Here is a 23,953-nt window from a genome sequence, read left to right as displayed (position 1 = left end):
AACAAGTCTGTGTAAATCCCCGATGTAAACCTTTACATGCCTGATGTAAAGGTTTACATATGCCCAACATAAGCGGATGGGAGCCGCAGGAGGAAATCATGACCGTGGATACCGCAGAGGCTGCACCGGTGGTGTTGTCCGCCAGGCGCATTTGCAAGTCTTTCAGCGGCGTGCAGGTTCTTTTCAGCGTCAACTTCGATCTTCGCGCCGGTGAAATCCATGCGCTGATGGGTGAAAACGGCGCCGGAAAATCCACCCTTGTCAAGATTCTCTCCGGCTTCGAGCAGCCAACATCGGGTGAGATCCTGCTCGATGGCAAACCCATAGTGCTGCCGCCGAATGGTGCTGCCGAGGCGCTGGGCATCGTCATCATCCATCAGGAATTCAATCTCGCTGAACATTTGACCGTGACGGAGAGCCTGTTTCTCGGCCGCGAGGTCACGCATTTCGGCGTGCTCGATCGCAAGTACATGCGCGGTGAGACGCGCCGAGTGCTCGACATGCTCGGTTCGCATGTCGACGAGAATGCGATGATCAGCTCGCTTTCCATCGCCGACAAGCAGATGGTCGAGATTGCCAAGGCGATCAGCCGCGATGCGCGCGTGGTCTTCATGGACGAGCCGACGGCGGTTCTGTCGCGCGAGGAGATCAATATGCTCTTCAAGCAGGTGCGCAAGCTTCGCGATAAGGGCACCAGTTTCGTCTTCGTTTCCCACAAGCTCGACGAAGTCATGGAACTGACCGACAGGGTCACGGTCCTGCGGGACGGCCAATGGGTGAAGACGGCGCCGACCTCCATGCTGGACGGCGAATCCATCGCGCAGCTCATGGTCGGCCGCGAGCTTTCCAGCCTCTATCCCGCCAAAGTCGAGCCCAATGTCGACGAGGAAGTTGTGCTTCGCGTCAGTTCGGTTTCGACCGGCTACGTGCAGGATGCGAGCTTCGAAGTGCGCAAGGGCGAGGTGATCGGGTTTTCCGGACTTATCGGTTCGGGTCGTACCGAGCTGATGGAAGCGATTGCCGGCCTGCGCTCGCGCCTGTCGGGCGAGGTCGTCATCCACGGCGAAAGCGCGTCTTCGGGTGATGCGCGCGCCGCCAATCGCGCCGGCCTTGCCTATATGACCAAGGATCGCAAGTCGAAGGGGCTGCTGCTCGGTTCGGGCATGATCGCCAACCTGACACTGCAATCGCTCGAACGCCATGTCAGCCATGGTTATCTGAGCCCGAATAGCGAAGCGGCAGCGCTTGCAAAGGCCAAGCGGCGCTTCGACATCCGCGTACGCGACGGCAATATCGTTGCCGGCCGCATGTCTGGTGGTAACCAGCAGAAGCTGCTGCTTGCCAAGGTCATGGAAACAGAGCCGCAGATCATCATTATCGACGAGCCGACGCGCGGCATCGATGTCGGTACCAAGCAGCAGATCTATCATTTCATCTCGGCGCTCGCCCGCGACGGGCGGTCGATCATCGTCGTCTCCTCGGAAATGCCTGAGATCATCGGTCTCTGCACACGCGTGGCTGTCATGCGTGAAGGCCGGATCGTCGGCATGCTCGAGGGGGATGAAATTTCCGAACAGGAAATCATGCGTTACGCCGCGGGGCTGAAGCGTCAGGCGGCTGCCTGAGCCGGCACGGCGCGGCACGGGCGTGCTGCGCGCGGGACAAACAAAGTGCCCAGCAGTCATGGGACGGGAGGTTGGTTTTGGACATGAGTGTTAACGAGGAGACCAGGGAAATCCGGCGCAGATCCTGGCGTGACGTCGATCTGCGCGCGGTTGCGCCCTTTGCCGCACTGGCCCTGCTCCTCATCGTGGGCGCACTGGTCAATCCGAATTTCATCGGCATCACCAACCTTACGAATGTCGCGACGCGCTGTGCCTTCATTGCCATCATCGCTGTCGGTGCGACCTTCGTGATCTCGGCCGGCGACCTCGATCTTTCCGTCGGCTCGATGGTGGCCTTCGTCGCCAGCCTGATGATCCTGCTTATCAATTCCGGTGTCATTGCCGATCCGGTGCTGATGCTGGCGGCTGCTGTCGTCTTCGCCGTGGTCGCCGGTGCGCTCTGCGGTCTCGCAAACGGCCTCATCACGACAGTCGGCAAAATCGAGCCCTTTATCGCGACGCTCGGTACGATGGGCATCTATCGCGGCCTGACGACATGGCTCTCGCAGGGTGGCGCGATCACGCTGCGCTCGGCAGATATCCAGACGCTCTATCGTCCGGCTTATTTCGGCAGCATTTTCGGCATGCCGGTGCCGATCGTCGTCATCCTGGCTGTTACCGCCGTTGCGGCCTTCATTCTCTACCGCACGCGCTACGGCCGGCATGTCGTGGCTGTCGGTTCGAACAGCGATGTTGCCCGCTATTCCGGCATTGCGGTCAACCGCGTGCGCACAATTGCCTTCGTCATCCAGGGCTTCTGCGTGGCGATCGCCGTGCTGCTCTATGTGCCGCGCCTAGGCTCGACCTCGGCAACGACCGGCATCCTGTGGGAACTGCAGGCCATCACGGCTGTCGTCGTGGGTGGTACGGCGCTGAAGGGTGGTGCCGGCCGGGTATGGGGCACGATCTGCGGCGCCTTCATTCTCGAGCTCGTTGGAAACATCATGCTGCTTTCGAATTTCATCAGCGAATACCTGATCGGCGCAATCCAGGGTGCGATCATCATCATCGCGATGCTGGTGCAGCGGTCGCTGGTGCGCAAATCGTAAGACAAGTGCTTCTCGGATTGGCCGGGCTATCCAGGGCACCCGGCCCGGATTGAATAAGTCCCTGATATTTTTGGGAGGAAATAGCATGCGCAAGCTCATGTTGGGTCTGGCGGTTGCGGGGGTGGCTTTTGCCGGCGCAGCCTACGCCCAGGACAAGAATTACACGATCGGCGTGTCCATTCCGGCCGCTGACCATGGCTGGACGTCGGGCGTCGTGTTCCATGCCGAGCGCGTTGCCAAGAAGCTGATGGCCGAACATCCGGGCCTGAACGTCATCGTCAAGACCTCGCCGGATGCCGCAACGCAGGCAAACGCCGTGCAGGACCTCGACACGCAGGGCATCGACGCACTCGTTATCCTGCCGTCGGATCCGGATCCGCTCGTCAACGCCATCAAGGAAGTCAAGGGCAAGGGCAAGTTCGTCGCGCTCGTTGACCGCGCGCCGTCGAATAACGACAATTCCGTGCGTGACCTCTACGTCGCCGGCAACAATCCGGCACTCGGCGAAGTCGCCGGCAAGTATATTGCCGAAAAGACCCCGGAAGCTGAGGTCGTCATCATCCGCGGCTTGCCGATCCCGATCGACCAGCAGCGCCAGGACGGTTTCGACAAGGGTATTGCCGGCTCCAAGGTAAAGGTTCTCGACCGCCAGTACGGCAACTGGAACCGTGACGACGCCTTCAAGGTCATGCAGGACTATCTGACGAAGTATCCGAAGATCGATGTTGTATGGTGCCAGGATGACGACATGGCAGTCGGCGTTCTGCAGGCCATCGAGCAGGCCAAGCGCACCGACATCCAGTATGTCGTTGCCGGCGCCGGCTCCAAGGACATGGTCAAGAAGGTCATGGATGGCGACAAGCTGATCCCGGTTGACGTTCTCTATCCGCCGGCAATGGTCGGTACGGCCATGGAACTGACGGCTGCTGCGCTCTACGATCAGGTTCCGGTTCACGGCAACTACATCCTCGACGCAACGCTCGTTACCAAGGAGAATGCCAAGAACTTCTACTTCCCGGATTCTCCGTTCTGATAATACTTTCATGCATGCGCCCATTCGAAAGGATGGGCGCATTTTTCATGCCTTCAGACAAGTTGAAGCCAAAATGCGGCACGTACCTCTTGCCGATCCGCGGTGAGCGTGATTAGGTCCAGACCGCGTTGATTTTGGCCCACCCGCTAAATCTTTCGCACTGGCGGGGAGGCGCCTTTTCTTTGTCGAACGGCGCACTAAGATTTATCGGAAACGTTTACGATCGATATTCAGGGAGGAATCTGACATGAAGACGATCAAGGGACCGGGCCTGTTCCTCGGACAGTTCGCGGGTGATACCGCTCCTTTCAATTCCTGGGACGCGATCACCAAATGGGCGGCCGATATCGGCTACAAGGGCGTGCAGGTTCCGACCTGGGCAAGCCAGCTCATCGACCTCAAGAAGGCGGCGACCTCCAAGGACTACTGCGATGAATTCGCTGGCAAGGCGCGTGAAAACGGCGTCGAAGTCACCGAGCTTTCCACCCATTTGCAGGGCCAGCTCGTTGCCGTCCATCCGGCCTATGACGAAGCCTTCGACGGCTTTGCGGCGCCGGAAGTGCGCGGCAATCCGAAGGCGCGTCAGGAATGGGCCGTCCAGCAGGTCAAGTACGCGCTGACGGCTTCCAAGCATCTCGGCCTCAAGGCGCATGCGACCTTCTCCGGCGCGCTTGCCTGGCCCTTCATCTATCCGTGGCCGCAGCGCCCCGCCGGTCTCGTCGAGACCGCTTTCGACGAGCTTGCCCGTCGCTGGAAGCCAATCCTCGATCATGCAGACGAAAACGGCATCGACGTCTGCTACGAAATCCATCCGGGCGAAGACCTGCATGACGGCATCACCTACGAGATGTTCCTGGAGCGCGTCGGCAATCATCCGCGCGCCAACATGCTCTACGACCCGTCGCACTATGTTCTGCAGTGCCTCGATTACCTCGACAACATCGACATCTACAAAGACCGGATCAAGATGTTCCACGTCAAGGATGCCGAGTTCAATCCGACCGGACGCCAGGGCGTCTACGGCGGCTATCAGGGCTGGGTCGAGCGTGCCGGCCGCTTCCGTTCGCTGGGCGATGGCCAGGTCGATTTTGGCGCCGTCTTCTCGAAGATGACCGCCAATAATTTCGATGGCTGGGCCGTGGTCGAGTGGGAATGCGCTCTGAAGCATCCGGAAGACGGTGCGCGTGAAGGCGCTGAATTCGTTGCGGCACATATCATCCGTGTCACCGAAAAGGCCTTCGACGACTTCGCTGCCGGCGGCACCGATCAGGCGGCCAACCGACGCATGCTGGGCTTGTCGTAACCGGATCAGGATTTCGAGGAGAATACTATGGCAATCGAAGCATCATCCGAACAGACCCGCGAGCCACGCATCCGGCTCGGCATGGTCGGCGGCGGCGCAGGGGCTTTCATCGGGGCCGTCCACCGTATCGCAGCGCGTATCGACGATCAGTATGACCTGATCGCCGGCGCACTGTCGTCGACGCCGGAAAAGGCTGCCCAGTCCGGTCGCGATCTCGGTCTCGATCCGTCGCGCACCTATTCCAGCTACCGGGAAATGGCGATCCGCGAAGCGAAGCTGAAGAACGGCATCGAAGCCGTCTCCATCGTCACGCCGAACCATGTGCATTATGACGCCGCCAAGGAATTCTTGCGCCGCGGCATCCATGTCATCTGCGACAAGCCGCTGACCTCCAACCTTGCCGATGCCAAGAAGCTGAAGAAGGTTGCCGACGAGAGCGGTGCACTGTTCATCCTGACGCATAATTATACCGGTTATCCGATGGTTCGTCAGGCGTGCGAAATGGTCGCCAATGGCGAGCTTGGTGATATCCGTATCGTCCAGGCCGAATATCCGCAGGACTGGCTGACGGAAGCGATCGAGCAGTCCGGCCAGAAGCAGGCTGCATGGCGCACCGACCCGGCACAATCAGGCGTCGGCGGTTCGACAGGTGATATCGGCACGCATGCCTATAACCTCGCTTCGTTCATCACCGGGCTGGAGCTCGACAGCCTTGCTGCCGATCTCGACAGCTTCGTGCCTGGCCGCCGTCTCGACGACAACGCCCATGTGATGCTGCGCTTCAAGGCCAAGGGTTCGGAAATGCCGGCGAAGGGCATGCTCTGGTGCAGCCAGGTGGCGCCGGGTCATGAGAACGGCCTCAAGGTGCGCGTTTACGGCACCAAGGGCGGGATCGAATGGGTTCAGGCCGATCCGAACTATCTCTGGTACACGCCGTTCGGCGAATCCAAGCGGCTGATCACCCGCAACGGCGCCGGTTCCGGCGCTGCCGCCGCCCGCGTTTCCCGTGTTCCGTCGGGTCATCCTGAAGGTTATCTCGAAGCCTTTGCGACGATCTATACGGAAGCCGCGCATGCCATCAACGCTCACAAGAAGGGTAAAGCGGTCGACAAGGCCGTCGTCTACCCGACCGTCGATGATGGTGTGAAGGGTGTCGCCTTCGTCGAAGCCTGCGTGGCGTCGTCCAAGCGCAACGGGGCTTGGGTCAAGGTCTGAGCTTCTGAGCCGATAAGGCGCATGTCGTTAAAAAAGCCGGGGCGCTTCGATATCGCCTCGGCTTTTCCATTTGTGGTGATCAGGCGGTAGCCGTCGTGCGACCGCGCTTCAGCAGATTATCGACGCTGAACGGACCTGCGCCGGCGGCGACCAGGTAAAGGAAAACGAAGCAGAACAGGATCGCCGCGACGCCACCATTCTGTGCCGGGAAGAAGCTCTTCGATGCGTGGCCGATGAAATAGGCAAAGGCCATCAGGCCGGAAAGCACGAAGGCTGCGATGCGGGTCTGGAAACCGATGAGTACCAGGAAGCCGAGCGTGAGTTCGATAAGGCCGGCAACCCAGGACAGCGAACCGACGGGCGGCACGCTTGCCGCGGCCGGGAAAAGCAGGATCTTCTGCGTTCCGTAGCTGAAAAGCACGAGGGATGAGACGATGCGCAGCAGGCTCAGGAGATGCGGCTGCAGCAAATGGATCGAAGAGAACATTCGTTTCCTTTCATATTGCGATGCTCTTTCCGTGTAAGGATCGCGGTCGCAACAGCAAATCACGACTGCTGACATTGGCGTTATGAGATTGGGAAGAGGGCGTCTGGCGGGCTTGCAGCTGTCTTGTTTTTCTTCCTGCAACGTTGCAGTTTTCTTTCCGCCGGCCTGTACTTTGCCATCAGGCTTGGCTAAACCCCCGCGCAAACGGTCAGTCCACAACTGAGAGATGGGATTCACAGATGATCGATCCGAAAAAGCTTGCAGACCGCTTCCCCGGTGATTTCACCTTCGGTGTTGCCACCGCTGCCTTCCAGATCGAAGGCGCCAGCAAGGCAGATGGCCGCAAGCCGTCCATCTGGGACGCCTTCTGCAACATGCCCGGCCGCGTCTATAATCGCGACAACGGCGATGTTGCCTGCGACCACTATAACCGGCTGGAACAGGACCTCGATCTCATCAAGGACATGGGTGTCGAGGCCTATCGCTTCTCGATCGCCTGGCCGCGCATCATCCCCGACGGCACAGGCCCGGTAAACGAGGCCGGCCTCGATTTCTACGATCGTCTCGTCGACGGCTGCAAGGCACGTGGCATCAAGACCTTCGCAACGCTCTATCACTGGGACCTGCCGCTGCTGCTCGCCGGTGACGGCGGCTGGACCGCGCGTTCGACGGCCTATGCATATCAGCGTTACGCCAAGACGGTCATGAACCGCCTCGGAGATCGCCTCGACAGTGTTGCCACCTTCAACGAGCCATGGTGCATCGTTTGGCTTAGCCATCTTTACGGCATTCATGCGCCGGGCGAGCGCAACATGCAGGCCGCGCTTCATGCCATGCACTACATGAACCTGGCGCATGGTCTCGGTGTCGAAGCGATCCGTTCTGAAGCGCCTGGTGTGCCCGTCGGTCTGGTGCTCAACGCTTCGTCGATCATTCCGGGCTCGGACAGCGCGGCCGATCTCGCCGCTGGCGAACGCGCGCACCAGTTCCATAACGGCGCCTTCTTCGATCCGGTCTTCAAGGGCCAATATCCTGACGAGTTCGTCGAAGCGCTCGGCGATCGTATGCCCATCATCGAAGACGGCGATCTCAAGATTATCAACCAGAAGCTCGATTGGTGGGGTCTGAACTATTACAAGCCGGAGCGCGTTGCGGATGATGCGAGCCGGAAGGGCGATTTCCCCTGGACGGTGGAAGCGCCTCCCGCAAGCGACGTGAAGACGGATATCGGCTGGGAAGTCTATTCGCCGGGCCTCAAGCTGCTCGTCGAAGATCTCTATCGCCGTTACGAGCTGCCGGAATGCTACATCACCGAGAACGGCGCCTGCGACAACACCGATGTGGTCAACGGCGCGGTGGATGACGTGATGCGCCTCGACTATGTCAGCGACCATCTCAATGTCGTCGCCGACCTTATCAAGGACGGTTATCCGATGCGCGGCTACTTCGCCTGGAGCCTGATGGACAATTTCGAATGGGCGGAAGGCTATCGCATGCGCTTCGGCCTCGTTCACGTCGATTACAAAACGCAGGTTCGCACGGTCAAGAAGAGCGGCAAGTGGTATCGGGAACTTGCCAGCCAATTCCCGAAGGGGAACCACAAGGCCGTCTGAGGCCAGGTATTTTCGGCAGGGCATTGATGCCCTGCCGATTCAGATCGCGTTCAACGTCTTTGCCGCGGCGAGACGTTTTCCTCTCGTCATTTTCCGCCCGTCGCGGAAATTGAGGGCAAGTAGCGTCAGCTGCACGCAGCCAGCCAGAACTTCGAGCGTCTGCATGGCATAGAAAACACCGTCAAACAGGCCTGCCGCCGCGCGAAGGTAAAGCAGGATTGCCAGGGGCAGCAGGATCAGCAGCCCGTTTGCGGCGATAATCTTCATGCGTCCGCGTTTCCTTTCGATAGCCGGCGAATGACGACCTCTGGCCAGCGAAAATCCGCTGCCGCCAGTGATTGCCAGCATCGGGATCAGCAGACAGAGACCGGTAAGGATCGCTTTCTTGACGGTAAGAATAGCAGTCGTATCCAGAAGAAATTCGGAGATCAGCGTTGCGGTCAGAAAACCCGCAATCAGGACCATGGCAAGAGTGCCTGCGCCGGCATGAACGATCGTTTTCATCTCTGCTCCTCGCTTTCCGTGGCGTCCAGCGCCAGCCGTTGGTCGAACCTGTTCAGGAGATCGAGCGCCGCCCGCAATTCCGGTGCATTTAGTCCGCCGGCCAGCGCATTGGCCCAGCCGGTATGAAGCGCTGATATCCGCGCATAGCTCTCAGTGCCTTGCGGTGTCAGCACATAGAAGGGCGAGCGCTGATGGCGCGGGTTGGGCCGCTTTTCGATAAAGCCATCTTCCTCGAGCTTGTTCACCTGCTTTTGGGCGCCCTGCCGGGTCGTGCCCATCATCTCTGCAATTCCCGGCACCGTGATATGACCTGGGGACAGCGAAATTGCTCCGAGTACCTGCCAGCGGGCACTGGTGAGGTTCAGCGATGCGCCCAGCCGGTCGCCGCCATCCAACAGTCGTCCGTTGATGCGGAAGACCATCAGCATGATGTCCGTCAGCAGATCGGCTTCGATCGTGCGCTTCAAAATTCGCAATCCTCCGTTTCCAATAATGGAAACTAGTTACCATTATTGGAAACTAGTTGTCAACTTGCGAAAACATGCGGTATTCAGGTAAATCCTGAGCCGGATTCTCGATAGTTCCCATGATCTTAAGCGTTTCTTGACCCTTGACTGCGAAGATTTCTCGAACGGGGAGTTGTATGAATTGCCGGCAGTCTTGAGGTCTAAAAGCAGCGGATCGGGTTTAGGCCGCCATACCACGGTTACTGGCGTGCTTTTTTCCTTTGCGGTCATTGTCGCAGTTGTCACCATCATGGTTCTGACAGCGCTGGAGCGCGTCTCGGAAAATGCCAATGTGCTCGATGACGAGCGCTCGCGTGAAACGACCGTCGGAGCGCTCAAGACCTTCGAAGATCAGCTTGCCGCCACGCTTGACGACTATGCCGCCTGGGATGATGCGGCTGCCAATGTCTATGAGCCGGAGGGCATGGCGTGGACGATCAGCAACTACGGCGAGATGTCCCTCAATAGCCCCCTCTTCGATATGGCCATCGTCATTGACGACCAGAAGAAAACCGTCATGGCCTATCAGGACGGTTTGCCAATGCAGATGTTGGTCAGTGATTTCTTCTCCCCCTCGCTTTGGCGGCTTCTGGACAAGGTTCGTGCACCTGATGCCGGCGAGAAGCCGGAAGCCATCGGTTTCATCAAGACCGCAAGAGGCATTGCCGCCGTTGGTATCGCGCTGGTGCGAGAGAAGTCAGGTGAGCTTGATATGCCTGCCCGTCAGCATCGCTATCTGATTTTTGCCCGGCATCTTGATGATGCAAAAATATCTGCTCTCGGCACCACTTATGTGCTGAATGGATTGCGGCTGGTGCCTGCGGATTTTGCCTCGGCCTATTCGGTGGAAATTGCAGATCCTGCTCGCGCGGTTCTTGGCAAACTTGTCTGGGTGTCGCGTTCGCCCGGCGATATCGGTTATGCGCAGGTCAGGCCCATGGTCATCCAGGCGCTTGGTCTCGTCGGCCTGTTCTTCGTCGTCCTCCTCATCATCGGCTGGCTGGCCGGGCGGCGCCTGAAGGCGGAGGAAAACAGTGCGCGTGAAGAAGCACTTCGCGATCGTCTGAGCGGCCTTTCCAATCGCGATGGCCTGGGGCTTGCCGTCGACAGCTTCGTTGCGGAAGCCCAGCAGACGAAGCGGAACGTCCTGCTGCTCTATCTCGATCTCGACGGCTTCAAGGAAGTCAACGACAGTTATGGGCACGGCACCGGCGACCAGCTGATCCGCGCTGTTGCGGCAGGGTTGGACGTGCTGATCCCTGAGGATGCCGTGCTCGCGCGCATCGGCGGTGATGAATTCGCGATCGCTTTCCTTTCGGATGCGGAGAATGCGGCCGCGCTGCAGCTTGCGGAGCAGATCCTCGATTTCCTTGCCGAACCGCTCGAAGTCGGCCGGCGTATCGTCGTGGTCGGCGCCAGCATCGGCATCGCCATGTCGTCGCTCGGTTCGATCGGCCGGGAGGAACTGGTGCGCCGCGCCGACCTTGCCATGTATAAGGCCAAGGAAGCCGGCCGCGCCCGCATGACGCTCTACGATCCGGCCATGGATACCGATCGCGCGCAGCGCAATGCGCTGGAGCTCGATCTGCGCATGGCGATCGAAAGCGGCGATCTCACGCTTGCCTATCAGCCGCTCGTCGATGCCGCGACGCATGAGATGAATGGCGTGGAGGCGCTGGTGCGCTGGAACCGGCCGGGTCACGGTCCTGTTTCGCCTGAAGTTTTCATTCCGATCGCAGAGACCAGCGGGCTCATCGAATCCCTCGGCCTTTTCGTACTGCGCAAGGCCTGCGAAACAGCAAAGCAGTGGCCGGAGCTGAAGATCTCGGTCAACGTTTCACCGGGCCAGTTCCGCAATCCGGCCTTCACCGATTATGTTCGTTATGTGCTGAAGCAGACGGAGATCGAGGCGAGCCGCGTCACGCTGGAAATCACCGAAGGCTACATGATCCAAAATCCGCAGCGCACGCGCCAATCGATCGAGCGACTGAAGTCGCTCGGCGTCAAGGTGGCGCTCGACGACTTCGGCTCCGGCTTTTCTTCGATCGGCTACCTGCGGCAGTTCGGCTTCGACCGCATCAAGATCGACCGCTCGCTCGTGACCGATATTACCGGCGACAGCCGGCAGCGGGAAATGCTGCAGGCGACGGTCGCACTTGCGCGCGCGCTGGATATCCCCGTCACCGCGGAGGGCATCGAGACCGAAGAGCAGGCGGTTGCGCTCCGCCTCTTCGGCTGCGACAGTCTGCAGGGCTATTTCTTCGGCAAGCCCATGCCCGCCGACCAGATCAATGGCCTGTTGCAGGAGCGCCGCGAAGCCCGGGTCCTGCGCCGGATCGCAGGCTAAAACGTCGCTCTATCTCTTTGTTTTCATGCAATTCCGGACGCAAAACCGCTACGCAGTTTTGCTGGAATTGCTCTACGTGCCGATATGCTTCTGGCCGCGCTTCTTGGCGAGCGCGATCTGGTGCTGGCGCTGACGATAGCGCAGGCGGTCTTCTTCACTGCGCGTATCGTAGCAGTTGCTGCAGGAAACGCCTTCCTCGTAATAGGGCGAGGTGACCTCTTCTGCCGTGATCGGGTTGCGGCAGGCGTGGCAGAGCTTGTGCTCGCCTTCCTTCAGACCATGCTCCACTGAAACGCGCTCGTCGAAGACGAAGCATGCCCCGTCCCAAAGACTTTCCTCCTGCGGCACTTCCTCCAGATATTTCAGGATGCCGCCCTTGAGGTGATAAACCTCTTCGAAGCCCTGTTCCTTCATGAAGGCCGTCGCCTTCTCGCAGCGGATGCCGCCGGTGCAGTACATGGCGATCTTCGGCTTGTTGTGCAGGCCGGGATTGTTGCGCACCCAATCCGGAAACTCACGGAAGGTCTTGGTCTTGGGGTCAACCGCGCCGCGGAAGGTGCCGATTGCCGTCTCGTAGTCGTTGCGGGTGTCGATGACGATCGTATCGGGATCGGAGATCAGGGCATTCCAGTTGCTTGGATCGATATAGGTCCCAACCACCTTGTTGGGGTCGATATTCTCGACGCCCATGGTGACAATTTCTTTCTTCAGCTTTGCCTTCATGCGCAGGAAAGGCATTTTGGATGCGCGGCTTTCCTTGTGCTCCAGGGCAGCAAATTCCGGCTGTGCACGCAGGAAGGAGAGGACGGCATGGATGCCGGCATCCGGTCCTGCAATCGTGCCATTGATGCCTTCATGGGCAAGCAGAAGCGTACCCTTCACGCCATTCTCCTCGCAGAGCGCCTGCAATGGCGCCTGCAGGCTCTCGAAGCGTGGCAGGGATACGAAATGATAGAGCGCTGCCACCAGGAAGGGGCTTGTTTGGGTCGCATTGTCGGTCATGCGCGTGGAAATACAGAATATGTCGTCCCTGCGCAATGACATTACGCAAGGACGGCATTGTGGGATTGTGCCTATCCGCGCGCCTTCCATTCGGCGTAGGACCGCATGCCAAACGCAGCATCCGGCTCTTCGTCGAGCACGCTCAGGAATTCGATCGAATGTCCGTCGGGATCGTTGAAATAGAGCGACAGTGCCGGCACCCAGCCGATGACGATCGGTTCGGTGATCGGCTCGCCGTGAAAGCCATGCAGCTTCAGGCCCTTGTGGATCAGCAGCGCCGGCGCCCGCATCATTTCTTCCCGCGACAGGCGGAAGGCCATGTGCAGGCGCATCTTCAAGGGGCCGGTGCCGGTTTCCCAAAGGCCGAGCATGGCGTTCTTCTTGCCGTTCACCCAGAAGAAGGCACTGCGGCGCTCGGGAAATTCGGCGGCGAGCTCCAAGCCGAGAATATCGCGGTAGAAAGGAATGGAGGTCTTCAGATCGGCGACGGTGAGATGGGTTTCATAGATGCCCTGGATCTGGGGCGTCGCGGCATTGTCTGCAAACATATTTTCCTCGATCGGTTCATTGACCGGGTCGAGGCTAAGACCTCAAGTAAAGTTGAGGTCAACAGATCAAATGCGTCAATTGCCGATAGACACCCAGAGCAGTTCCAGACGCTGGGCCTCATCGTCAGGATCATCGCCATAGAGTGTTTCGGCGTCGCTTAACGCTTCGCGCCGATCCTCCTGCTGGCGGAAGATGATGGCATCCAGCAGATGGGCGAGATCGTCGTTGCGGGTGAAGAGCTGCGGTTCTGCCTCCACGAGGCCTGAAAGCACGGCGAGATCGTTGATATGGCCGAGACGTTCAACAAGGTCCTTGGCGAAGTCGCGCTTGGCCTTCATGGCGCTTGGCCAGAGATCGCGCAGAAGCGCGTGATAGAGGCGATAATCGTAGGAGCGCTTGCGCAGCTCGTGGAAATCACCGGCCGCTGTGTCCTCTTGGCAGGCATCGAGCGCCTCCCTGGCGCGCGATGCCGTCCTGCGCCAGCTTTTTGCCAGCATACGGGCATTCTTGCGGTGGCTTTTGTCGAAGGCGACATCGTCGAGTGCCGCGATCGCTTCCCGCAACTTGCCGGCAGCATCATGCAGCCTTTCCTCAAGGCCGCTTTCGGCCTCCGCCATCCAGTCGCGCCGGGCTTCCAGAATGGAAACGATACGGCCGAGCGCCTCGGCCTCTTCCAGATTGCGAGCATTGTCCTGCAGGTAGCGGGCGGTACCAACGATTGCCGCGGCATCGCGGATGGCCGACAGCGACCGTGCCGTTTCTCTCAGCCGGGCATTTTCCCGCTTCTGGAATTCCGGCACTTCGCGGGACACAAGACGATAAAGTGAACGCAGCCGCTTGATGTTCTTGCGGAAGGCGTGGATCGCCTCATGGGCGCCTTCCGGCCGCTTGTCGAGAACGGTGATGGCACGCTTCAGCTGCTCCTCAGCGGTGCTTCGGAACTCGTCGGTAAAGTCGGCCTCAGGCCGTATGCGATAGCCCATGCCTGTCGTGCTCAAATTCTGTGGCCAGCGCCTGATTGGAATAACGGAAATCGCCCGTGACCTCGCGGCCGAGCCAGGCGGGTAGGGGAGGATTGTCAGTTTCGGCTTGCATCTCGACTTCAGCGATGACGAGGCCGCGATGGGCGCCGGCAAAGACATCGACTTCCCAGACGAAACCTTCATAGGGGACGCGGTAACGCGTCTTTTCGATGACGATACCGATGGCGTTTTCCAACAGTTCCTCGGCGTCGGAGACAGGGATCTCGTATTCGAATTCATCGCGGGTGAGGGTGCCGCGGCCGATTTTCATCGTCAGCCGCGCGGTCTTCTCATCAAGGATGCGAATCCGCACAGAGCGATCATCCATCGAGGCGACATAGCCTTGTTTCAGGACCGACTTGGACTCTACGGCAGAGCGCCATGCTTCGCCGCGTACGAGGAACTTCCGTTCGATCTCTTTCGCCATACGAATGAACCTTTTGTGACGATCGTCGCACGGTACCCCAATTTATAATGATTTAATACCCGGCTTGTCTTAGGGGCCGGTTTTATCTCGACAAGCCTCTGTGGGGGCGCTATTCGAAAATCGATTTCAATCGTTTAAGGGAACCGTGGCCATGGGCGAGAAGACAGAAAAACTCCTTTCCATCCTGAAACTCCAGCCCGTCGTTCCGGTCCTGATCGTCGAGGACGCGAAGTCGGCCGTGTCTCTCGCTCGAGCCCTCGTTGCCGGCGGCCTGAAGGCCATCGAGATCACGATGCGCACCCCGGCCGCTCTCGATGCCGTGCGCGCGGTTGCTGCTGAAGTGGAGGGTGCTGAAGTCGGCGCCGGCACAATCCTCAACGCCGCTCACTGGGAAGCCGCCGTGCAGGCAGGCTCCAAGTTCATCGTCAGCCCCGGCACGACCCAGGAGCTTCTGGATGCCGCCGCCGATTCTCCGGTGCCGCTGCTTCCTGGCGCCGCCACCGCAAGTGAAGTCATGGCCTTGCGCGAAGAAGGCTATCAGGTGCTGAAGTTCTTCCCGGCCGAGCAGGCCGGCGGTGCCGCCTATCTCAAGGCGCTTTCCTCCCCGCTTGCTGGCACGCTCTTCTGCCCGACGGGCGGCATCTCGCTGAAGAATGCCAATGACTATCTGTCGCTGCCGAACGTCATCTGCGTCGGTGGTTCGTGGGTCGCACCGAAGGAACTGGTTGCTGCGGGCGATTGGGCAGGCATCACCAAGCTTGCCTCCGAAGCGTTCGCGCTGAAGGGCTGAGCTCTCAAAGCTTGTCGGTTTTTAGAGCAGATGGATTTTGAACGAGGGTGGCCGCGCCGCCCTCGTTTGTTTTTCGGCAGTCGCAAACCTATGTTCTCCTCCAGCCTCTAGAACAGGGAGAAGATGAGGACATGTTCGACGCGAAGAAGCTACTCGACCAGTTTCTGGGATCACAAGTGCCGGGTGTGGGCGGCAGCGTGCGCGACCGGGCGGGCGACGCGATCCAGATGGCGAAGGACAATCCGTTGAAGACCGCCGGTCTTGCCGCCGTCCTTCTCGGCACCAAGACCGGTCGTGACATTGCCGGCAATGCCGTCGCCATCGGCGGTCTCGCAGCAATCGCAGGTCTCGGATATCAGGCCTGGAAGAATTATCAGGCCGGGCAAGCGCCTGCGGCACCCTCTGATGCGCCGACGGCGAACAATCCCGTTCTCCTGCCTCCGCCCACGGAATCCGGCTTCGGTCCGGCCTCGCCTGCGACCAGCAATGAATTCGTGCTCATCCTCATCCGTGCCATGATCGCTGCCGCCAAGGCCGACGGTCATATCGACGATGCAGAGCGCGCGCTCATCATGGACAAGGTCAAGGCCGCCGATGTCAGCGGCGAGGCGGCGAGCTTCATCGAGCGCGAGCTTTCGGAGCCGACGGACATCGATGCGCTTGTCGCAGCCGCCGTGACCGAGGAGCAGAAGGTCGAGCTCTACACAGCCTCGCGCCTGACGATCGAGCCGGATTCGCGTGCCGAACGCGGCTATCTCGATCTGCTTGCGGGCAGGCTCGGTCTTCCCGATCAGCTCGTCGACCATATCGAGGCGACGGTTTCCTCCGCCAAGATCACCCTCTCTCAATGATGTCAGCGGTACAGTGATCCTGGGGCCAGTTGCCTTTGCGAAGCGGCTGGCCTATCCACTCCCGGACAAGAGGAGTGAGCATGTCCATGAGCCCGGAAAGCCGTTCGCAGGCGATCGCCGCCGCTATCATTCTGTTTTCTGCCGGGCTGGTGATCTACTTCCTGCCGACCATCGTGCTGTGGATCGGCAGTTTCTCGCCGACATTGGCCGTCATCGTCGGCGTCTGCCTGCTGATGTGTTTCTTCGGCATATTCTGGCTGCGGGCGCGCTATCAGCGCAGCAGAAAGCCCTGAAGACTATCCCTGCAGGGAGGCTCCGAGCAGCAATACACCCATCAAGATTACAAGAATTGCACCTGATATCTCGATCGCATTGCCGATCCAGACGGAGGCGGACGAACCGCGGCCGGAGAGGCGCACCGCGGTGCTCTTGGCAGTGACGGCGAGCGTGGCAAGAATTGCAACGGTAATGGCGGTGCCGAGCGACATGGCGACGACCGAGAGCACGCCGCCGAGATAAAGCCCGTTCAGCAGTGAGAAGGTCATGACCAGCAATGCGCCGGAGCAGGGGCGCAAGCCCACGGCAATCACCGCAGACCACGCCTCACGCGCGCTAAACTTGTCGCCGCTGACCAGCGAGGGATCGGGTAGGTGTGAATTGCCGCAGGTCTCGCAGACCATGCCGGGCACATAGGTATGGCCGGGGTCCACGGCCTGCGCCTTGCCGTTGAAGCTGAAATTGGCGCGCTGGCGTTCGGCGGCATTCTCCTTCCAGTCCAGCATCATGCTGACAGGCCCAGCCGGCGTTGCCATGAGCCGACGGCGTGGCAGGCTGCCGGCCATCGAGCGCAGCTTTCGGAAGAGCAGCCAGCCACCGAAGAGGATGACCATCACGAAGCTTGCGATTTCCATGGCCTGTGTTGCCATGGTCAGTGTGATACCGGTGCCGCGCAGCACCAGCCACGCGCCGCCGACAAGCACGACGGCCATAACGCCCTGGACGAAGGCTGAGATGAAGGAGATGACGATGCCACGTCGAAGCTCGACTTCGTTGGCGATCATGTAGGACGAGATGACGGCCTTACCGTGGCCGGGGCCGGCGGCATGAAAGACGCCATAGGCAAAGGAAAGGCCGATCAGCGAGGAAAGCTGCCAGGGATCCTGGCGCATCTCCTTCAGCGCGCCAGTCAGCGCACGATAGAAGGCCTGCTGCTCGTAATTCACGTAGAGAAAGAGTGGCGCCAGCGGCCCGCCCGTCGGCTGGAAGCTCGGCTCGGCCGTGCCGATGCCGAGCGGCGATTGCGCATGGGCAGCGACGGACATGACAGCGAGCGCAAGCAGGGCGAGGGGCAGGCGCTTTATCAGCATGTGACCTCCAGCCGCGTGGCAAAGAGCTTCGACATATTGGTGCCGGTCGGATCGTTGAAGAAAGCGTCGGTCAGCGACTGCTTGTTTTCCGAGATTACCTCGTCTGCGTCCGGGCGCACGACCGCGTGCTTGCAAGCCTTGAAGCCGTCGCCGACCGTGGCGAGTTCGTTGTCGGTCGGGAAGTCGATCGAGGTGTAGAGCGTCGGATCATAGACGCCGAAGGTCAGCTTGCCCTTCAGCGGCATCTTTTCGACCGGTTTGACCGCAAAAAACATCAGAAGCTGACCTTCCTTGTAGTCGACGTGGATGATGTCGGGCTTCTGGACGGTGATGTTCTTCCCGTTGATCGTCAAGTTCATGTAGTAATCGTAGTCGGCAAGCGAATCTCGGACCGTCTTGCCGACCTCGGCAAGTTCGTTCGGCTCCAGCTTCAGATCGGTGTTCTTGTCGAAATCCATGACGACCGAAGAGGAGAAGACCTCATCGAAGCGCCAGACATTGCGCAGTTCCTGAATGCTGCCGTCGGGTGCTGCGACAACTTCCAGCCGCGCTTCCACGAAGATATGCGGATGGGCGAAGGCGGTGGCGGGGGCGAGCGAAAGAAGCCCAGCCGTCAGAAGTGTCGATCTTTTCATGCTTACCCGCTGCCCTGTTCGGTTGGGGTGATTTCTCACCAGAAAATGGGACGGAATTGGGACCGCCCCTGCGACGCTTAGGCGCGCATCCCGCTCGCTTCAGGGATGTTTCTTGAACCAGTTGTAAAGGTAGTCCACGAAGATCCTGACCTTTGCCGGCAGATAGCGGCGGTGCGGATAGACGGCATAGATGCCGCGGTCAGTCGGAATATAGTCGTTGAACAACGTCACCAGCCGGCCGTCTTCGATCGGTTTGCGAGCGATGAAGTCTGGAATCAGCGCAATCCCGATCCCTGAGAGCGAGGCGCGCAGTGTCGCGTGCGGGCTGTTGACTTCCATCGGGCCGGAAACGGCGACCGCAAAGGAGGTGCTGTCGGGATTGTAGAAGCGGATGCTCGCCTGGTTGCGGGAATTGGTATCGACGATGAAGGGCACGTTGGAGATATCGCTCGGGTGCTCGATGTTGGGGTAGCGTTCGAGGAATTCCGGCGTGGCGCAGATATGGACGCGGAAATCGGAGATCTTGCGGGCGATCATACCGGAATCTTCGAGTTTGGTGACGCGGACCGCGACGTCGAAGCCTTCCTCGATCAGGTCGACGAATCGGTCGTCGGCGGCAATCTCCAGCTGCAGGTTTGGATTTTCCTTGGCGAAGTCGATCAACGACTGGCCGACATCGGCATCGACGAAGGTGCGCGGCACAGAAACCTTCAGGCGGCCCTTCAGTTGCGCATTGTTCTCCCGCACGAGGTCGGCGAGGTTATCGATCTCCTTCAGGATGTCGGATGCCGTGCGATAATAGGTGTGTCCGGCCTCGGTCATCGAGAACTGACGGGTGGTGCGATTGAGCAGCAAGGCGCCGAGTTCGTCCTCCAGTTCGCGCACGTATTTCGAGAGCAGGGCCTTGGAGCGGCCGGTGCGCCGCGCAGCAGCAGAAAAACCTTCAGCTTCGACCACATCGATGAAGGCGCGTATGCGGGTCAGCGTGTCCATGATTCCTCCGATCTGTTTCAGAATATTGAACAAATCTGGCTGCTTTGTTCAATTTATTTTTTGGGGCGCAATCAAAAATTCTCTTGATTATGTCGGCGAATATTCTTATTTCCCACTCAGCCCAAAGTCGCACGTGCCCATGGGTGTCCGCCGAACCCTCGAATTGGTGAGGAAATCGGTAAGGTACCTGGAATTAACCCCTCCAGTCGCTATTCCGGCCAACCGGAAAATGCGAGGACGCCTGAAGCAACGACGGTGCGGGCCTTTTTGTTCTCTCCCTGCTTTCCATCAGCGGGGGTTACTGAAGAGGCACACCTTCATTGCCGGAAGTGCGGCAGGGATACTCCCTCCAATCCATGGCAGACAAAGCCGAACCCATACCGCGTCAGCGGCGTTGGTTCACTATTCGCGCATCAAGCGCCGTCAAGGATCCGGGGTCTCCACCGGCTGGTTCCTGAGCGGTTCTTGTATGCCCTTTGTCCTCCGGTTCGTGCCGGAGCTCTGGAATTGGAAGAGGGAATCGATATGACCACCCAGCGCATCCGCGACTTTCTCGCAACCCGACGTCCCGACGGTCCCTGCCTCGTGGTTGACCTCGATGTCATCAGAGACAATTTCCACGCCTTCCGTCACGCGATGCCGGACAGCGCGATCTATTACGCCGTCAAGGCCAACCCGGCTCCGGAAGTCCTGAAGCTGCTCGCCAGCCTCGGTTCCAACTTCGATTGCGCGTCCGTCGCAGAAATCGAAATGGCGCTGGAAGCCGGTGCGACCGCAGCCCGTATCTCCTACGGCAACACGATCAAGAAGGAACGCGACGTCGCCCGTGCGCATGCACTCGGCGTCAGCCTCTTTGCAGTCGACAGCCACGAAGAAGTCGAGAAGATTTCCCGTGCAGCTCCGGGTGCTCGTGTATTCTGCCGCGTCCTGACGGACGGCGAGGGTGCCGAATGGCCGCTGTCGCGCAAGTTCGGCTGCGTTCCGCAGATGGCCGTCGACGTTCTCGTCTATGCTCACCAGCTCGGCCTGCAGTCCTACGGCGTCTCGTTCCATGTCGGCTCGCAGATGACCAAGGTCGATGCCTGGGATTCGGCTCTTGCCGATGCCAAGCGCGTCTTCGTCCAGCTTGCCAAGCAGGGCATCCACCTGCAGATGGTCAATATGGGCGGCGGCTTTCCGACCAAGTATCTGCGCGATGTTCCGTCCGCAGAAGCTTACGGCAAGTCGATCTACCAGGCGCTTCGCACGCATTTCGGCAACCAGATCCCGCAGACGATCATCGAGCCGGGCCGCGGCATGGTTGGCAATGCAGGCGTCATCAAGGCTGAAGTAGTGCTGATTTCCAAGAAGTCGGACAATGACGACGCCCGCTGGGTCTTCCTCGACATCGGCAAGTTCGGCGGTCTCGCCGAGACGATGGACGAAGCCATTCGCTACCCGATCCGCACCGAGCGCGACGGCGACGAGATGGAGCCCTGCGTGATCGCCGGCCCGACCTGTGACTCGGCCGACGTGCTGTACGAAAAGAACCTCTATCCGCTGCCGATGTCTCTGACGATCGGCGACGAGGTTCTGATCGAAGGTACCGGCGCCTACACGACGACCTACTCGGCAGTCGCTTTCAATGGCTTTGAGCCGCTGAAGGCCTACGTCATCTAAGGTCTTGTTTCTGCCAGCCCCGTAACCAGCCGGGGCGGCAACTTCACAATTTCCAGTCATCACCGCTGATAACGGTATTGGGTACGGGAGGCCAAGATGGTCGCTGTTCTTGATTCTGTCCGCGCATTCTTTGCGCCTGTTACTTTCACTATCGATGCGGAAAATCCGTCCGACGTCGTTCCTCGCGAAACCCTGCTCGATCGCGTCATGGGTCCGGATCGCCGCAAGAAGTCGTCGGAAATGATCCGCCGCAACCGTGTGCCGGCCGAAGGCCTGGCGCTGGTCGCGCGCGACCGCGACGGCCATGTGATCGGCACGGTGCGTCTGTGGAATGTCGAAGCCGGCATCAACTACGAGGGTACGCCGCTCGACGCGCTGCTGCTCGGCCCGCTCGCCGTCGATGGTAAGCATGGCGGCAAGGGCATCGGCTCTGCGCTGATGCGCGCGGCGATCCTCGAAGCAAAAAACCGCGGCCACGGCGCGATCCTGCTCGTCGGCGATGCGGACTATTACGAGCGTTTCGGCTTTTTTGCCGAGAAGGCTCGTCACCTTGTCATGCCCGGCCCCTTCGAACGCTCGCGCTTTCTGGCGCTGGAGCTCGTCGAGGGCTGGCTTGGCGGCGCGGCCGGCATGATCGTCCCTTCGGGACGCATGCTGGCCGGCGCGCCGGTCCGGAAGGCGGCCTGACCGGCAAAGCCCCTCCCATTCTCCGGGAGGGGCTTTTTGTTTAAGGGCTATCACTGATAGCTCAGGGAGCCTTTGCCTCGACGCGGCCATTGCCGATCAGCCAGCGGACGGCTTCCTGCACGGCTTGTAGTGAGCCGTGCCGCGGCGCGAATCCGAGCAGCCGGCGGGCTTTTTCCATCGAACAGTTGGGGCTGCGGGCGATATGCTCCCAGGTGGCTCTGGCCTCTTCCGGGTTCTGTTTTTTTGCCCAGGCCTCATAGGGAAGGAATTCCAGCTTCGCTTCCTGGCCGAACCAGGCCGCCATCGCCTCGGCGTAGCCTCGCAGCGTGACAGCCTTTTCCGATACCGCGTGGAAGGCCTCGCCAATCGCCGCCTCGGGCTTTGCGATGGCGGCCATGAAGAGTTCAGCAATGTCGTCGGCATGGACATGATGCACCGTTTCCATGCCGAAATTCGGCAGCGCAAGCGTTTCGCCGCGTGCCAGCGTCGTGAAGACAGCGGGGTTGAAATGGCCGGCGGGGTTCAACGGGTTCCAGCCGGGACCGACGATGTGGCCGGGATGGATCAGCGTTACGGGAAAGCTTTTCTCTCGCGCCCTCCGCAGCAGGTCGAATTCGATCGCCGCTTTCTTCACGCCGTAGTCACCGAAGGGCTTCTTCGGTGCCTCCTCCGGTGTCGGGACCACCGTTGAGAAACCATGCGTCCAGATCGTGCCGGTATGAAGAAAATGGCGGACATGACCCTCAAGCGCGGTTGCGAGCTGTTCGTTGCTTTCGGGCGTGAAGCAGATCATGTCGATGACGATCTCGCCCTCCAGCGCACGGATCGCATCGCCGAAGCGGCCTTCGGCTTCGAGCGCTGCGCGGTCCATATGCCTGATATCGGCGCGACTCCATGCTTCATGCGCCTTATAGGGCGCGGCCGTGCCGCGGCTGATCGCCACCACCTCATGGCCGGCCTCGACGAGGCGGGGTACGAGATAGGTGCCGACATGTCCTGTTGCTCCGATGACGATCACGCGGGCCATGCAGTCTCCTCCAGATGCGAATATGGGCTGGTCATGCGCAGTATGTCGTGCCGCTTCGCGGAACTGCAAGTGGCCAGTGCGCGGATCATAAAGTTTCACGTCCGCGTGAATCGGCGCTTTCCGCTGCTGATTTCACCGCGTAGCTGCGCTAGCTCATCGCTCCATGATCAAGCGCCTCGCTCTCTGCCTTCTGCTGCTCGCCCCCATTGCCGCTCTCGCCCAGCAGCAGGGAAGCTCCGTTTCGAATCTCCTGGATAGTCTCGGAAGTCGGGATGAGCTGAAACCGCTGAAAACCGTCATTGTCGCCCGTAATGGGCGCGCGGTGGCAGAGCATGGCTATCGCGGTCATACGCCGTCGGAGCCGAGCAACATCAAATCCGCTTCGAAATCGATTATTTCGGCGCTGGTCGGCATTGCTATCGGCAAGGGCCTGCTGGAAGGGCCGGATCAGAAGATCGCGCCGATCCTGAAGGCGGATCTGCCTGCTTCTCCGGATGCTCGCCTCAACGATATCACGATCGGCAATCTGCTCTCCATGCAGGCGGGGTTGGATCGCATGTCCGGGCCGAATTACGGCCGCTGGGTCTCCTCACGCAACTGGGTGCGTTTTGCGCTCTCGCAGCCTTTCGTCGATCAGCCGGGCGGGGAGATGCTCTATTCCACGGCCTCGACGCATCTTCTCTCCGCTATTTTGACCAAGGTCGGTGGCAAGTCGACGCTGGCGCTGGCGCGAGAGTGGCTCGGTCCCATCGAGGGCTTTAGCATCGGTGCTTGGGAGCGCGATCCGCAAGGCATCTATCTTGGCGGCAACCAGATGGCGATGAGCGCCCGATCCTTGCTTGCTTTCGGTGAGCTTTACCGCAACGGCGGGCGCACGGACGAAGGCAAACAGGTGGTTCCGGCGGACTGGGTTGCCCAATCCTGGCAGCGCCGCACCAATTCGCGCTTCTCCGGTGATGAATATGGTTACGGCTGGTTTACGCGGCAGATCGGCGGAGAGCAGGTGCATTTCGCCTGGGGCTATGGAGGCCAGATGCTCTATATCGTGCCGTCGCTCAATCTCACGGTCGTCATGACCTCGGAGGAGAGCGGCCCTTCCGCGCGCAACGGCTATCGGGATTCGCTGCACGGCCTGCTGGCTGATATCATCGGCGCGGTACGGGCCGCCTGACGCTGAAAAACCAAATGTCGCTAAATTTTTAGCGAAGCATCCAATCAAACTG

At 60.0% G+C, this 23,953-nt stretch carries 24 protein-coding genes; 13 read left to right on the top strand and 11 right to left on the bottom strand.

What is annotated here, in order from left to right:
* Nucleotides 1-98 precede the first annotated feature (98 nt).
* The 5 genes from AB4Z13_RS18400 to AB4Z13_RS18380 all read left to right on the top strand — a co-directional run bounded on the left by AB4Z13_RS18400 (nucleotide 99) and on the right by AB4Z13_RS18380 (nucleotide 6,264).
* On the top strand, nucleotides 99-1,625 hold the full coding sequence (locus AB4Z13_RS18400; RefSeq protein ID WP_439016620.1) for a sugar ABC transporter ATP-binding protein: 1,527 nt from the start codon (nucleotides 99-101) through the stop codon (nucleotides 1,623-1,625).
* Nucleotides 1,626-1,708: 83 nt separating this feature from the next.
* Nucleotides 1,709-2,713 carry an ABC transporter permease gene (locus AB4Z13_RS18395; protein WP_442206459.1) on the top strand — a complete coding sequence of 335 codons (1,005 nt, stop codon included), beginning with the start codon at nucleotides 1,709-1,711 and terminating at the stop codon, nucleotides 2,711-2,713.
* Nucleotides 2,714-2,798: 85 nt separating this feature from the next.
* Nucleotides 2,799-3,746 carry a substrate-binding domain-containing protein gene (locus tag AB4Z13_RS18390; protein WP_007817501.1) on the top strand — a complete coding sequence of 316 codons (948 nt, stop codon included), beginning with the start codon at nucleotides 2,799-2,801 and terminating at the stop codon, nucleotides 3,744-3,746.
* Between the two features lie 247 nt (nucleotides 3,747-3,993).
* Entirely contained in the window at nucleotides 3,994-5,049 is a 1,056-nt protein-coding gene (locus AB4Z13_RS18385) for a sugar phosphate isomerase/epimerase family protein (RefSeq protein ID WP_007817498.1), read from the top strand.
* A gap of 27 nt (nucleotides 5,050-5,076) precedes the next feature.
* Nucleotides 5,077-6,264, top strand: a complete 1,188-nt coding sequence (locus AB4Z13_RS18380; protein WP_442206458.1) for a Gfo/Idh/MocA family protein — start codon at nucleotides 5,077-5,079, stop codon at nucleotides 6,262-6,264.
* A 79-nt stretch (nucleotides 6,265-6,343) separates the two neighbouring features.
* Here the strand turns inward: AB4Z13_RS18380 and AB4Z13_RS18375 are convergent, their stop codons facing one another.
* Entirely contained in the window at nucleotides 6,344-6,751 is a 408-nt protein-coding gene (locus tag AB4Z13_RS18375; protein ID WP_442206457.1) for a DoxX family protein, read from the bottom strand.
* Between the two features lie 239 nt (nucleotides 6,752-6,990).
* On the opposite strand from AB4Z13_RS18375, the gene AB4Z13_RS18370 reads away from it, so the two are divergent.
* Nucleotides 6,991-8,364, top strand: coding sequence for a GH1 family beta-glucosidase (locus AB4Z13_RS18370; RefSeq protein ID WP_442206456.1), 1,374 nt, complete (start codon nucleotides 6,991-6,993; stop codon nucleotides 8,362-8,364).
* Nucleotides 8,365-8,403: 39 nt separating this feature from the next.
* Here the strand turns inward: AB4Z13_RS18370 and AB4Z13_RS18365 are convergent, their stop codons facing one another.
* Complete coding sequence (locus AB4Z13_RS18365; protein ID WP_442206455.1) at nucleotides 8,404-8,868, bottom strand: hypothetical protein; 465 nt, start codon at nucleotides 8,866-8,868, stop codon at nucleotides 8,404-8,406.
* Nucleotides 8,865-9,335, bottom strand: coding sequence for a MarR family winged helix-turn-helix transcriptional regulator (locus AB4Z13_RS18360; protein ID WP_439016615.1), 471 nt, complete (start codon nucleotides 9,333-9,335; stop codon nucleotides 8,865-8,867). Before AB4Z13_RS18360 ends, AB4Z13_RS18365 begins: the two co-directional genes overlap by 4 nt.
* Nucleotides 9,336-9,516: 181 nt before the next feature.
* Here AB4Z13_RS18360 and AB4Z13_RS18355 point away from each other — a divergent pair, with 181 nt between their 5' ends.
* Nucleotides 9,517-11,721 carry an EAL domain-containing protein gene (locus tag AB4Z13_RS18355; protein WP_442206454.1) on the top strand — a complete coding sequence of 735 codons (2,205 nt, stop codon included), beginning with the start codon at nucleotides 9,517-9,519 and terminating at the stop codon, nucleotides 11,719-11,721.
* A gap of 72 nt (nucleotides 11,722-11,793) precedes the next feature.
* Here AB4Z13_RS18355 and trhO read toward each other — a convergent pair whose 3' ends face one another.
* From trhO to AB4Z13_RS18335, 4 genes are all read right to left on the bottom strand, one after another.
* A complete protein-coding gene (gene trhO / locus AB4Z13_RS18350) occupies nucleotides 11,794-12,723 on the bottom strand; it encodes an oxygen-dependent tRNA uridine(34) hydroxylase TrhO (protein WP_442206453.1) in 930 nt (309 codons plus the stop codon).
* A 71-nt stretch (nucleotides 12,724-12,794) separates the two neighbouring features.
* Nucleotides 12,795-13,271, bottom strand: a complete 477-nt coding sequence (locus tag AB4Z13_RS18345; RefSeq protein ID WP_113321914.1) for a VOC family protein — start codon at nucleotides 13,269-13,271, stop codon at nucleotides 12,795-12,797.
* A gap of 75 nt (nucleotides 13,272-13,346) precedes the next feature.
* Nucleotides 13,347-14,255 (bottom strand): CHAD domain-containing protein, encoded by a 909-nt coding sequence (locus AB4Z13_RS18340; protein WP_439016611.1) that lies wholly within the window; start codon nucleotides 14,253-14,255, stop codon nucleotides 13,347-13,349.
* Nucleotides 14,233-14,721 carry a CYTH domain-containing protein gene (locus AB4Z13_RS18335; RefSeq protein ID WP_113321912.1) on the bottom strand — a complete coding sequence of 163 codons (489 nt, stop codon included), beginning with the start codon at nucleotides 14,719-14,721 and terminating at the stop codon, nucleotides 14,233-14,235. Before AB4Z13_RS18335 ends, AB4Z13_RS18340 begins: the two co-directional genes overlap by 23 nt.
* Before the next feature lie 151 nt (nucleotides 14,722-14,872).
* On the opposite strand from AB4Z13_RS18335, the gene AB4Z13_RS18330 reads away from it, so the two are divergent.
* From AB4Z13_RS18330 to AB4Z13_RS18320, 3 genes are all read left to right on the top strand, one after another.
* A complete protein-coding gene (locus AB4Z13_RS18330) occupies nucleotides 14,873-15,511 on the top strand; it encodes a 2-dehydro-3-deoxy-phosphogluconate aldolase (RefSeq protein ID WP_442206452.1) in 639 nt (212 codons plus the stop codon).
* Between the two features lie 131 nt (nucleotides 15,512-15,642).
* The gene (locus AB4Z13_RS18325; protein WP_442206451.1) at nucleotides 15,643-16,362 is read left to right on the top strand and encodes a tellurite resistance TerB family protein; all 720 of its coding nucleotides are present in this window, start codon (nucleotides 15,643-15,645) and stop codon (nucleotides 16,360-16,362) included.
* Between the two features lie 86 nt (nucleotides 16,363-16,448).
* The gene (locus AB4Z13_RS18320) at nucleotides 16,449-16,655 is read left to right on the top strand and encodes a hypothetical protein (RefSeq protein ID WP_037104016.1); all 207 of its coding nucleotides are present in this window, start codon (nucleotides 16,449-16,451) and stop codon (nucleotides 16,653-16,655) included.
* Between the two features lie 3 nt (nucleotides 16,656-16,658).
* Here the strand turns inward: AB4Z13_RS18320 and AB4Z13_RS18315 are convergent, their stop codons facing one another.
* The 3 genes from AB4Z13_RS18315 to AB4Z13_RS18305 form a co-directional block, all read right to left on the bottom strand.
* Nucleotides 16,659-17,729 (bottom strand): nickel/cobalt transporter, encoded by a 1,071-nt coding sequence (locus AB4Z13_RS18315; protein ID WP_442206450.1) that lies wholly within the window; start codon nucleotides 17,727-17,729, stop codon nucleotides 16,659-16,661.
* Nucleotides 17,723-18,364, bottom strand: a complete 642-nt coding sequence (locus tag AB4Z13_RS18310; protein ID WP_113321908.1) for a DUF1007 family protein — start codon at nucleotides 18,362-18,364, stop codon at nucleotides 17,723-17,725. The genes AB4Z13_RS18315 and AB4Z13_RS18310 overlap by 7 nt, the downstream gene beginning before the upstream one ends.
* 99 nt (nucleotides 18,365-18,463) lie before the next feature.
* Nucleotides 18,464-19,357: a LysR family transcriptional regulator gene (locus tag AB4Z13_RS18305; protein WP_442206449.1), complete on the bottom strand. Its 894-nt coding sequence runs from the start codon at nucleotides 19,355-19,357 to the stop codon at nucleotides 18,464-18,466.
* Between the two features lie 525 nt (nucleotides 19,358-19,882).
* Here AB4Z13_RS18305 and odc2 point away from each other — a divergent pair.
* Nucleotides 19,883-21,016 (top strand): ornithine/lysine decarboxylase, encoded by a 1,134-nt coding sequence (gene odc2, locus AB4Z13_RS18300; RefSeq protein WP_113321906.1) that lies wholly within the window; start codon nucleotides 19,883-19,885, stop codon nucleotides 21,014-21,016.
* 96 nt (nucleotides 21,017-21,112) lie between these two features.
* Entirely contained in the window at nucleotides 21,113-21,703 is a 591-nt protein-coding gene (locus tag AB4Z13_RS18295) for a GNAT family N-acetyltransferase (protein WP_442206448.1), read from the top strand.
* 61 nt (nucleotides 21,704-21,764) lie between these two features.
* On the opposite strand, the gene AB4Z13_RS18290 is transcribed toward AB4Z13_RS18295, so the two are convergent.
* Complete coding sequence (locus tag AB4Z13_RS18290; RefSeq protein WP_442206447.1) at nucleotides 21,765-22,730, bottom strand: NAD-dependent epimerase/dehydratase family protein; 966 nt, start codon at nucleotides 22,728-22,730, stop codon at nucleotides 21,765-21,767.
* Between the two features lie 163 nt (nucleotides 22,731-22,893).
* On the opposite strand from AB4Z13_RS18290, the gene AB4Z13_RS18285 reads away from it, so the two are divergent.
* Nucleotides 22,894-23,901 (top strand): serine hydrolase domain-containing protein, encoded by a 1,008-nt coding sequence (locus tag AB4Z13_RS18285; protein ID WP_442206446.1) that lies wholly within the window; start codon nucleotides 22,894-22,896, stop codon nucleotides 23,899-23,901.
* Nucleotides 23,902-23,953 lie beyond the last annotated feature (52 nt).

Origin of the sequence: Rhizobium sp. YAF28, from assembly GCF_052113285.1 — a bacterium.
Classification (GTDB): domain Bacteria; phylum Pseudomonadota; class Alphaproteobacteria; order Rhizobiales; family Rhizobiaceae; genus Rhizobium.
This window is presented reverse-complemented; position numbering and strand designations above follow the sequence as displayed.

What these genes read in the sequence shown, in the direction of transcription:
- AB4Z13_RS18320 (WP_037104016.1), top strand. Translation starts at nt 16,449, where the DNA reads ATGAGCCCGGAAAGCCGTTCGCAGGCGATCGCCGCCGCTATCATTCTG.
- AB4Z13_RS18325 (WP_442206451.1), top strand. Translation starts at nt 15,643, where the DNA reads ATGTTCGACGCGAAGAAGCTACTCGACCAGTTTCTGGGATCACAAGTG.
- AB4Z13_RS18315 (WP_442206450.1), bottom strand. Translation starts at nt 17,729, where the DNA reads ATGCTGATAAAGCGCCTGCCCCTCGCCCTGCTTGCGCTCGCTGTCATG.
- AB4Z13_RS18365 (WP_442206455.1), bottom strand. Translation starts at nt 8,868, where the DNA reads ATGAAAACGATCGTTCATGCCGGCGCAGGCACTCTTGCCATGGTCCTG.
- AB4Z13_RS18375 (WP_442206457.1), bottom strand. Translation starts at nt 6,751, where the DNA reads ATGTTCTCTTCGATCCATTTGCTGCAGCCGCATCTCCTGAGCCTGCTG.
- AB4Z13_RS18290 (WP_442206447.1), bottom strand. Translation starts at nt 22,730, where the DNA reads ATGGCCCGCGTGATCGTCATCGGAGCAACAGGACATGTCGGCACCTAT.
- AB4Z13_RS18340 (WP_439016611.1), bottom strand. Translation starts at nt 14,255, where the DNA reads ATGGGCTATCGCATACGGCCTGAGGCCGACTTTACCGACGAGTTCCGA.
- odc2 (WP_113321906.1), top strand. Translation starts at nt 19,883, where the DNA reads ATGACCACCCAGCGCATCCGCGACTTTCTCGCAACCCGACGTCCCGAC.
- AB4Z13_RS18310 (WP_113321908.1), bottom strand. Translation starts at nt 18,364, where the DNA reads ATGAAAAGATCGACACTTCTGACGGCTGGGCTTCTTTCGCTCGCCCCC.
- AB4Z13_RS18335 (WP_113321912.1), bottom strand. Translation starts at nt 14,721, where the DNA reads ATGGCGAAAGAGATCGAACGGAAGTTCCTCGTACGCGGCGAAGCATGG.
- AB4Z13_RS18305 (WP_442206449.1), bottom strand. Translation starts at nt 19,357, where the DNA reads ATGGACACGCTGACCCGCATACGCGCCTTCATCGATGTGGTCGAAGCT.
- trhO (WP_442206453.1), bottom strand. Translation starts at nt 12,723, where the DNA reads ATGACCGACAATGCGACCCAAACAAGCCCCTTCCTGGTGGCAGCGCTC.
- AB4Z13_RS18345 (WP_113321914.1), bottom strand. Translation starts at nt 13,271, where the DNA reads ATGTTTGCAGACAATGCCGCGACGCCCCAGATCCAGGGCATCTATGAA.
- AB4Z13_RS18380 (WP_442206458.1), top strand. Translation starts at nt 5,077, where the DNA reads ATGGCAATCGAAGCATCATCCGAACAGACCCGCGAGCCACGCATCCGG.
- AB4Z13_RS18400 (WP_439016620.1), top strand. Translation starts at nt 99, where the DNA reads ATGACCGTGGATACCGCAGAGGCTGCACCGGTGGTGTTGTCCGCCAGG.
- AB4Z13_RS18385 (WP_007817498.1), top strand. Translation starts at nt 3,994, where the DNA reads ATGAAGACGATCAAGGGACCGGGCCTGTTCCTCGGACAGTTCGCGGGT.
- AB4Z13_RS18330 (WP_442206452.1), top strand. Translation starts at nt 14,873, where the DNA reads ATGGGCGAGAAGACAGAAAAACTCCTTTCCATCCTGAAACTCCAGCCC.
- AB4Z13_RS18370 (WP_442206456.1), top strand. Translation starts at nt 6,991, where the DNA reads ATGATCGATCCGAAAAAGCTTGCAGACCGCTTCCCCGGTGATTTCACC.
- AB4Z13_RS18285 (WP_442206446.1), top strand. Translation starts at nt 22,894, where the DNA reads ATGATCAAGCGCCTCGCTCTCTGCCTTCTGCTGCTCGCCCCCATTGCC.
- AB4Z13_RS18390 (WP_007817501.1), top strand. Translation starts at nt 2,799, where the DNA reads ATGCGCAAGCTCATGTTGGGTCTGGCGGTTGCGGGGGTGGCTTTTGCC.
- AB4Z13_RS18395 (WP_442206459.1), top strand. Translation starts at nt 1,709, where the DNA reads ATGAGTGTTAACGAGGAGACCAGGGAAATCCGGCGCAGATCCTGGCGT.
- AB4Z13_RS18295 (WP_442206448.1), top strand. Translation starts at nt 21,113, where the DNA reads ATGGTCGCTGTTCTTGATTCTGTCCGCGCATTCTTTGCGCCTGTTACT.